The sequence below is a fragment of the Devosia psychrophila genome (genome assembly GCF_000971275.1).
Classification (GTDB): Bacteria; Pseudomonadota; Alphaproteobacteria; order Rhizobiales; family Devosiaceae; genus Devosia; species Devosia psychrophila.
Map to the genome: position 1 here is coordinate 39,314 of NZ_LAPV01000123.1, position 8,831 is coordinate 48,144.

Here is an 8,831-nt window from a genome sequence, read left to right on the forward strand (position 1 = left end):
TTGCCTGCTGCATTTCCCCGGCAGGCAACAGCAGTTGCCAGATCATCGCGGAAACGGCCGATGGTGCAGCGCCGCTGTCGCGCTGCCTCCTGAACTGCATACATTCCAGCTGACATCGCGCCATATGTAAGTGGTCGATGTCAATCGCGAAGGCCGTATGGCCGCTCCGAGATGTCCATCTTCACCTCCAGGCGAGGTGCTCCGCACTCCACACATGCCAGAACATCCTCAAACCGGATCGGATGCTCCGACGAAAAGCGCCAAGCGTTCGAGAGTGCTTCTGCGTAGCGCCGAACCATTTCTCGGATCCGTGGTACCTCGACCACGTCAAGCGTCATGGGCGACATCTCGGCTGCGCGCATATCATCCTGGAGCCAGGTTGCTTCATGCATGCGTTCTTGGGCGTAGCGCACTACCGACCGAAGGAGGTCGAAATCCTGAGGCTGTGGAGGCGGGATGGCCTCTCCGTCCTCTCGATTCCTGGCGCGTGCCGCGGCCCGCTTGTCTGCCGCCTTGCGCCGTCGCAGCCGGTCTGCCGCCTTGCGCCGTCGCAGCCGGTCTGCCTCCCGTAACCGTGCTAGTTCTGCTCTGTCTGACTGCGCCAATAGGGCCTCCTCATTTCGTTCGGGATAGACTTTGCGTTTCCGATTTTCATCCACTTGAGTTTGGATGACTTGAGGCTGGTAGCAAGCCATGTTTCCGACGCTTCCTTTGGTCGCATCAGAAACTTTTAGAATGGTGCTGCCAAGTCCCTCTGGAGGGCACCATGACGTCTATTCTTGCGAAGTCCAACCCTAGGGGCGGCCGCCCCAAGCTGGCACCGGAGGATGTCCGTAAACCCTATGGTATTGGGCTTTCCATACGCGAACGAGAGGAGGCGGGCCTGCGTGCCGACGAAGCGGGCCTGGATCTATCCGGTTATTGCCGCAACGCCATTTTGAATGCCAGCAGCCCTCGACCCGTCCCATCGATCAACCTTCAAGCTTGGTTGCAGCTAAACACCCTAGCCGAAGCCCTCATCGGGTTGTCTCGGACACACTCCGGGGAAATTGGTGATGACAGCCTCGTGGAGCGGTTGGGCGAGCTCGAAGATCTGTTGCAGTCGACTCGATTTGCCCTCTTGGGAATCCACTATACGACGGATGACCAAATATGATTGGCAAATTGAAAAGGGGGCGATCAATGCGCGGGTTGCTGGACTACCTCCTGGCATCGACGGACCAGAAGGGGGACACGCGGCCTTTGGTCGAAATTATCGGCGGAACATTCGCCGGAAGAACAGCACGTACTATTGCCCAGGAGTTTGCGGCCCTGCGGGCACTGCGGCCAAATCTTGGCGTCGCGGTAGTGCATGAGACACTTCGATTGCCGCCTACTGCCACCGAACCCACCGATGCCGAATGGCTTTCGATAGCGCGCTACTGGGCCACCAAAATGGGGATTGATGCCTGGGTCGCTGTCGTCCACGGCGATGGTCATATCCACATCGCCGGCTCGCGCATCCGCATAGACGGATCAGTGGTGTCTGACTCCCACGATTGGACTTTATCGGAGAGGATTGTGCGCGAAATCGAAAAGCGGTTCGGTCTAGAGCAAATCAAATCGTCTCACCTTTTGGAGCCCAGCCAGGACTGGATCGGGCAGAAGGCGCCACGGCAGGAGCAGCTGGCCGTTGCCGATCGCACCGGTGTTCCGCTTCCATCCGAACTCTTGGCGGCTTCCATCAACGCACTTTTGTCCAAGCCCATCTCGGCGACGGCCTTCGTTCTTGGTCTGGAGAAGGCGGGCTTCGCCGTGCGTCCAAATATTGCGAGCACCAACTTGGTCTCGGGCCTGGCGTACAGCATCGCCGGCGTCGTAATCACGGCTCGCGCGCTCGGTCGTGAATACACCTGGAAAAGTCTGCAAAGTCGCGGTTTGAATTTTGACATGGATCGCGATTTGCCAACGCTTTTTGCCGCGCGTGAGCGCAGCCTGCCAAGCATCAGCGCGACGTCGACGGCTGTTGGAGCCGCGCAAGATGTCGAAAGCGTCGAAAACATAGTCTTACCCAGCCTGCGAGCCGCACAAGTCTTTGCATCTGTCGCCGTCTCAACCTTCATCGAGGCCGCAGGAACGGACCAATTCATGGTTTTTCATGAGCCACGCATCACGTCGGGTCCCGGCTTCGTCGATGTCGGCGACTTAATGCGGCCAAGCATGCTTCAGCATATTTTGGACGGCGCGCGCTTTAGCTCGGCAATTCGGGCGGAGACCTTGGATAACCGCATCGTGGTCGTGACGGAGCTGGACCATGAACAGGTCAACGCTCTGCATGCGCAAGGGCTTCAGCCATTCGGCATCGTCGAAATTTCGCCAAATGTCTTTGAAGCAAGCATTCGGCTGGCACCTGCGAGTGACCCGGAACCTTCACTCGAAGTGCGTAAAATGGCGGCCAGGATTGTTGCGGAAAAGGTGGGTGGTAAAGTGAGCGAGACCATGCATCTTCCTGGTTTTTTTAGCTCTATGAAAAGTGGATCGAGAAAAAGACGTTCGCTGGTCGTTCTACATAAGGCGACGAAGGTGGTGGCCGAACTGGGCGCTGCCCTGCTGGCCTCCGCGCGGGAAATGTTGAAAAAAATTGCGCGCAAACATGGTCTCATAAAGAGGGCAGGGGGCCTGCTGCGTCCCGGTATCGCGGCAACCTCTCCGCAAACACGTGCTGCTGGATGTGGTGTCGTCATCCCGCCTACGCAGCCTGTCGTCATCTCGCCCGCGCAGGATGACGATAGTCTGGAATTAACTTCGACGGCCGAACTGGCACCCAGTGTCGATGATGATCCAAGCCCCTAGCCCGCGGGAGAGCATCAGTTTTGTTGTTCGATTGACGCTCAAGGCGAAGTCGGCTCGGCTTCCGCTATGGCGGCTGCGGGATGTTTGCCCGATCATGGGCAGCACCCCCGAACAGGTGGAAATGCCGCCGAATCGCGCAGGAACACCATCTTGGGATGGTTTGCGATCCGGCGGCGGTCCTCGTCCAAATCCCTGCATCGAGCGCAACGTGTTCGGCGCCGTCGAAGCCATAACCGCCGCCTCCCGTACCTCAAGGGCTACGGCACCCACCCGGTGCCGCTCGATGCATTGTTTTGCACCTATGCGCCAGAGCGGCCTGGACATGAGCGATAACTACAAGGAAACGAGCTTGGCAGTCCTCGGGGCGAATGTTGTGTCGTTCTGACAGCCGGTGGCTGGTCGGCTCCACTTGTTCCCCAATTCAGCATGCGCTAGGTCTGCAGCCATAGTTTTGGAGCCCGTCCTTGCGCCTCAATTTTGCCAGTGCCCTCCTCGTCCTCGCCGTTGCTGCAACCATCCTGCCGCCGGGATACCCAGCCTATGTCGGCAGCTATATCGCGCTTGTCGCCGCGATCCTTGCCTTGCTGATTTATGGCTGGCGTGAGCGAGCAATGTTCCGGCACCCGACTGCGCTGGCGATGATGACCGCGATAGCGCTTGTCGCCCTGGCTGTGCCTTTCGTCTACCGCGGCGAGCCGGACATTCTGGCGCCCATTTTGATCCTGCCCATGCTCTCGGCCATTGCGCTTGGTCTGTTGGCGCGCCCGGCGAAGTGGGTGCCCAGCCCGACGGTGTTTGCCATGATTTGCCTCTTGGCAGTGTTCATCGCATTGGTCGGTGGCGCGCATGAGCGCTTCGTTCTTGGTGTCTATCGGCCGGGCATGGGGAACAATCCAATCCACTACGCATCGCTGGCGGCGATGGCCGGCTGCCTTGCCATGGTGGGGGTAGTTTCGGGCAAGTCCGCTTGGCGATATCTGTTCCTGCTCGGCCCCGTGCTTGGCCTCGGTTGCGCCGTAATCGCGGATTCGCGCGGGCCAATGCTGGGCGCCATGGTCATGTCGGTGACCGGCATCATCGTGCTGTCTATCTTCCTCTGGCGCGAAACGCTGTTCCGCATTGCCGCCCTGATCACTATCGCCGTGGCGATAGGCGCCGTCGCCTACCTGGTTGGCAGCGGCAACCAGCGTGCCGTCAGCATTTTCCACAGCGGGCTGAACATTTTCCAATTCACAGGTGGCAGCGACGACATCCGCGCTGCGCTCTATGCGTCGGCCGTCGAGATCTTGAAGAATTCGCCTATCGTCGGCATTGGCCTGGGGCAGATCATGGTCACGGCGCAAACACTGTTCCCCCAGCAAGGCGGGGTTTTCACGCTCGAAAACCTGCATGCGGACTGGGCGAATTTTGCTGCGATCGCCGGCGGAATAGGCCTTTTGGCGTGGCTGCTGTTGCTGGCCGCGCCACTGATGTTGCTGCTCGATTCTAGGGCGCGGCAGGACCATCCGGCGGTTCTGGGAGCATTGCTGTTAAGCACCGGCCAGTTAGCCCTTGGCATCAGCAATGCGACCTTTGGAATCCTGCCACAGACCATGCTCTACGCGGTGTCCCTCGGCTATTTCCTGGTCCGCGCCCGACGACTCGCTGTGGCCGAGAGTTCAGCTATGGTTATCTGACGTTGTTGTTACCACGGTAAGGTTGCGGCCCTGGCGGTCGGCTCCGTAAAGGCTGTTGCTGGTTTTTCGCAACATGTCGGCGAAGCTTTTTCGTCTCGGGGATAGGCCTTGTGCACGCTAAAGCTTGCAGCGATCTGGGTGGCACTTCACACACGGGTCCCAGGCTTCCAGCACGACGCGCTCCGCTGTGGTAAAGTCGCATGTCGGGATGCTGTCGAAGACTTTCGTTTTAGCCTAATTCGTCTTGGGAGCATTCATCGCCCCGTAAGACATCAATGACGCTCCCCGCACCGACCCTACGCTCAACTGAGATACCCCGAAAAACTTTCAAATGGCGCCATGAGTCCGGTTAATCATTCCGAGAGGTGCCACTCACCCTGGCATGTGCCCTTCCTGCATTTCAGAATCAGCCAATCCCGTGCAGCAACTTCGAAAAGCGACACTTGCGGCCGATTGCATGTTAATCTATTGTTAGTTTGCAGACGCGAAACGACCGCAGAAGAAGGCCCTGATGGACTTGCACTCCCGCTCCGGGCCTTTTTCTGACTGGTGTGCGCAGCATTTGCGCAACACTTCTACCGACAGTTACACATGCGGCATTTTCGTAGTTGCAGCCGACGGACAGCGCGCCTATTTTGAGTCACCAACTTCAGGAGACTTCAATGTCAGTACGTGCTCTTCTCGCAGGCGCCTCGATCGCCATTCTCGGTTCGGTTGCCGCTCAGGCCGCTGACCTCATCATCCCAACCACTCCAGAGCCGATTTATGAATCGGCTGGCTTTAGCTGGGAAGGTCTCTATGCAGGCGTTCGCGCCGGCGGCCAGTTCATCGGCACCGATGTTAGCCTCTATGCAGGTTCGCCAGCTAACTCCACTGCTGGCGTCCTGGGCGCTTCGGTTGGCGTGAACTTCCTGCCAGTCGAGCCTTTCCTGCTCGGTGCTGAAGTTACCGCTGACTACATCTGGAACAACGCTGCTCCGAGCACTGGCGAGTACTTCGTCAACGTGCGCGCCGGCGCTGTCGTGACCGACTCGGTTCTGGTCTACGCAATCGGCGGCCTCGGCACCAACAGCCGCACTGGCTTCAACCAGGGCGTCTATCAGCTCGGTGGCGGTGTTGAACTCGCAGTGACCGACTCTGTTTCGGTTCGCGGTGAAGTTGTTGGCCAGGGCGACTTTGACGGCGCTTCGGACTCGTTCTTCGAAGCCGCCAAGGCAACCGTTGGCGTTGCTTACCACTTCTAATAACCGCTTTACGAACCGATCAACGGCTGCCTTCGGGCAGCCGTTTTTTTGCGCCTGTTGGTTGACACTTCGATTGAGCGGTGAGCCAAAGCAGTTCTACCGGAAATTAATGGCTCACCGCTCTCCCCAGGGGCTTTTGATCGAAGCTGCAGCAATTTTCTTGGTCGGTTTTCTGACGCTTTGAGTTGAAATTCCTATTTGTATAAGATTGCAAGAAGTCCGGCCACCGCTTCCCATTTCAAATGCCGCTATCACTGTTCACGACCCGCTAATGCTGTGTCGTGAGAGGAGATGATGCGTTCGCTTGCGCTGCGCGCACATTGGAAAAGGGAGCCTGGCGGTGGCCTTGACTCCGCAGAAGGGCCATGGGCGCCTGCGGCGCTGCCCCAGATCCGATGGATCTGGGGTGTGGTGAGGGTAGGTGGCCTTCTGTGGCGTCAACCTCTTGCTTGAATGTCTAAGGTCGAAAGGTCGTCATCAGACGTCTGCCTGTCTTTCTTTCTTCTTTTCTCCCATTCTTACAGTCCTTGATGGACGCCGGTGGGCGTCCTCTTGGGCGGACAGTTACCCCGAGGCACTTAGCCGAGCGGAGTAACTGGCTGACGGCATCGGCCGGACCTCGCAGGGTCCGGCCAATGCCACTCTTGCGACTAAGCGCGGCCGGCGGAGAGGCGCAGGCTCGGTGCATATTTTGGAGCCTTCACCAAGAGGCGGCAGCCGAGCCAAGGGAAGAGCACGGCCAACATGGAGGCGTGCCAGCGCAGGAGCGGCCGCACGATGCCAGTGTGCGTCTGCAGCCTGTGAAGCCGCGCCGTATTTGCTGCGGACATGGCGGTTTCCATCATTGGCCAGACCTTGATGACCTCCGCCACCAGCGGCGCCCAATGCAGGCCGTGACGATGGGAAAGCAGAGCGTCGAGCCGGCTCTGCAATTGCTTTTGGACGGCAACACGCTGGTCAGGTGTGAGGGTGATGTAAATCTCCACCAGCGCCAGGAGCGCCAGAGCCGTGCTGACGCCGTCGGCGAGGGCGCTGTCGAGGCTGGACCCATGAATGGTCTGCGAAATCTGGCGCCAGTGCAAACCGACGGTAGTCAGACTAGTGCCTGCCGCAGCATTGCGCCGAATGGCCGACCGCTCGGCACCGAAGACCGCATGGGCGCCAGCCAAGATAGCCGCGCGATAGCCGGCCAAGCCATCGCTGCGGCGCAGATCGGGCGCCATGAGCAAAACTTCCGTGCCCACAAGCGCCGTCTTCCAGATGTTATAGACGGGGCGGTCAGGGACGACCTGGGGCACGATGGTCAGTTCTTTGAGCTGAAAGCGTTTGTCGCGGATGGATACGGCGATCGAGGTTTCGTCGATTGCGAAAATCCGCCCGGCCATGTTGAGGTGCAGGTCGCAAAACGCCTGCTGGGTCAGGCGCGACAAATCCACAGCGTCGGTCAGCACGACATGATGGACACCATTGGCCCCGTAGAACCTGTCCCGCCGCTGGATTTCGGGGATGGGCAGGGTGGCCAGCTGCAGATCAAAGGCGACTGCTTTGCCTCCACAGAGTGCCTGAACATCTGGGACGCAATGGGTATTGTCATCACCCACCAGGTACCGTTCTACCTTCACCTCGGTGAAACGAGGATCGTGGCTCAAGCAATCGGCCAAAGCCAGTTTGAGGGTTTCGTGGTGCAGCCCCTCCTGCAGCCCGTCATACGGGCGAGCGCCGACATCGCGCAAATTGGGCGCGGTACGCCGCGGGCAATCAAGCGCGTCCGTACTGGAGAAGTGCTTGAAGAAGGCCGCCCGGCCGTCGCGCGTGGTCTCCGCATCAGCCGGGCGCTGGGCAAGAAAGACGGGCCCGCCGCACTGTGCACAGCGAAAGCGGTCGGTTCCAGCTGCGTGCCCGGCGTGCGTTCCACCGCGCAGTTCGGCGAGGCTGGCCACAGAGAGGGGGTCGAGCACGCTCTGGGCGGTGCGCTGCTGCTGGCCAGCGGGCAGGGTGGTGTCGAGCACGGTCGTGACGGTGCGCGCGCCGGTGGAGACGAAAGCGAGGACGGCGGCAGGCTTGTTGGTGAGGTCGGTCATTTTGCGTGTTCCTTTGGAATATTTGATTTTTGGAAGAAATGGTCAGTTCAGCAGGTGACGGGCTGAGGCGGCAGCGGCCGCATCGAGCAATTTGTGCAGCGTGCGGAGGCTGGTGACGCGGCCCTTGCGCACCGCTTTGGCGATGGCGGCGACGAGTTCAGGCTCAAGCCCACGCCGCTCGATCTCGCGGGTCGCAATCTGGGTGATCTCAGCCACACTCGGTGGCGGGAGCCGGATCACCTGGCAGCGATCCACAAACGGCTTGGATAGCCGCTCGACATCGTTGACCAGGATCACCCAGTTGATGAAGCTCATGTCGATGGTGAGCTGGGTAAAATGGTCTAGATGAGCAGCCGCGCTGCTCTTTTCGAACAGTCCGACTAAGGCTTCGCTAGCCTGCGGACTGGAATTGCGGCCATGGTCCTTGAGCTTATCCAGCTCATCGAAAACGACGATCAGATTGGCGATGTCACCGCGGGCAATGGCTTCCATGATCTCGCTAGCCCGGGAGTGCGACCAGGAGGAATCCTGTCCCAAAATCGGAGTGAGATTGGTCATCGAAGCACAGTCGAGATAGAGCAACGGCAAGCCACTGTGCTCCGCGAGCTTATGCACAATCCGAGTCTTGCCAGCCCCGGGATCCGACTCGATGATGATTGGTTTGAACTGCAGCCAGCGCGCACCCCGACTGATGCTCGTCATCGCGCTGGTGCGGATGGCCTGGATCGCCGCCGCGAAATTTGGTGCATCCGCGAACAGCGCGGCCGCCATCCGATCCACGGTGTCGGACGTGGCTGGGCCTTTGAGCGATTTGACGTCACTCAGACCATTGATCAACCGGTTAACAGTATAGCGATCGTGACGATTGTCGGCGCCGCGACGACTTTCATGTGCCCCGTGATCGACCGGTTCCATCACGCGGACAAAGGCAGTGGCGTCGCTGCCGGTCTCCAGAAGCCGCGGCCTGCCGGCTGCAAGGCGATCGAAAGTCTCCGGGA

General features: G+C 59.5%; 7 protein-coding genes. 5 read left to right on the plus strand and 2 right to left on the minus strand.

Going from position 1 to position 8,831, the window contains the following annotated elements:
• The first annotated feature begins 766 nt into the window (after positions 1-766).
• From WH91_RS11225 to WH91_RS11240, 5 genes are all read left to right on the plus strand, one after another.
• Positions 767-1,156, plus strand: a complete 390-nt coding sequence (locus tag WH91_RS11225) for a hypothetical protein (RefSeq protein ID WP_046171099.1) — start codon at positions 767-769, stop codon at positions 1,154-1,156.
• The gene (locus WH91_RS11230) at positions 1,153-2,832 is read left to right on the plus strand and encodes a relaxase/mobilization nuclease domain-containing protein (protein ID WP_143078193.1); all 1,680 of its coding nucleotides are present in this window, start codon (positions 1,153-1,155) and stop codon (positions 2,830-2,832) included. The genes WH91_RS11225 and WH91_RS11230 overlap by 4 nt, the downstream gene beginning before the upstream one ends.
• 121 nt (positions 2,833-2,953) lie before the next feature.
• Positions 2,954-3,217: an L-serine ammonia-lyase, iron-sulfur-dependent, subunit alpha gene (locus WH91_RS23415; protein ID WP_244542413.1), complete on the plus strand. Its 264-nt coding sequence runs from the start codon at positions 2,954-2,956 to the stop codon at positions 3,215-3,217.
• Between the two features lie 79 nt (positions 3,218-3,296).
• Positions 3,297-4,508 (plus strand): O-antigen ligase family protein, encoded by a 1,212-nt coding sequence (locus WH91_RS11235; protein WP_046171101.1) that lies wholly within the window; start codon positions 3,297-3,299, stop codon positions 4,506-4,508.
• 662 nt (positions 4,509-5,170) lie between these two features.
• The gene (locus WH91_RS11240) at positions 5,171-5,752 is read left to right on the plus strand and encodes an outer membrane protein (protein ID WP_046171102.1); all 582 of its coding nucleotides are present in this window, start codon (positions 5,171-5,173) and stop codon (positions 5,750-5,752) included.
• A 650-nt stretch (positions 5,753-6,402) separates the two neighbouring features.
• Here the strand turns inward: WH91_RS11240 and WH91_RS11245 are convergent.
• Positions 6,403-7,833 (minus strand): hypothetical protein, encoded by a 1,431-nt coding sequence (locus WH91_RS11245; protein WP_046171103.1) that lies wholly within the window; start codon positions 7,831-7,833, stop codon positions 6,403-6,405.
• Positions 7,834-7,875: 42 nt separating this feature from the next.
• A partial coding sequence (locus WH91_RS11250; RefSeq protein ID WP_046171104.1) for an AAA family ATPase occupies positions 7,876-8,831 on the minus strand: 956 nt, incomplete at its 5' end.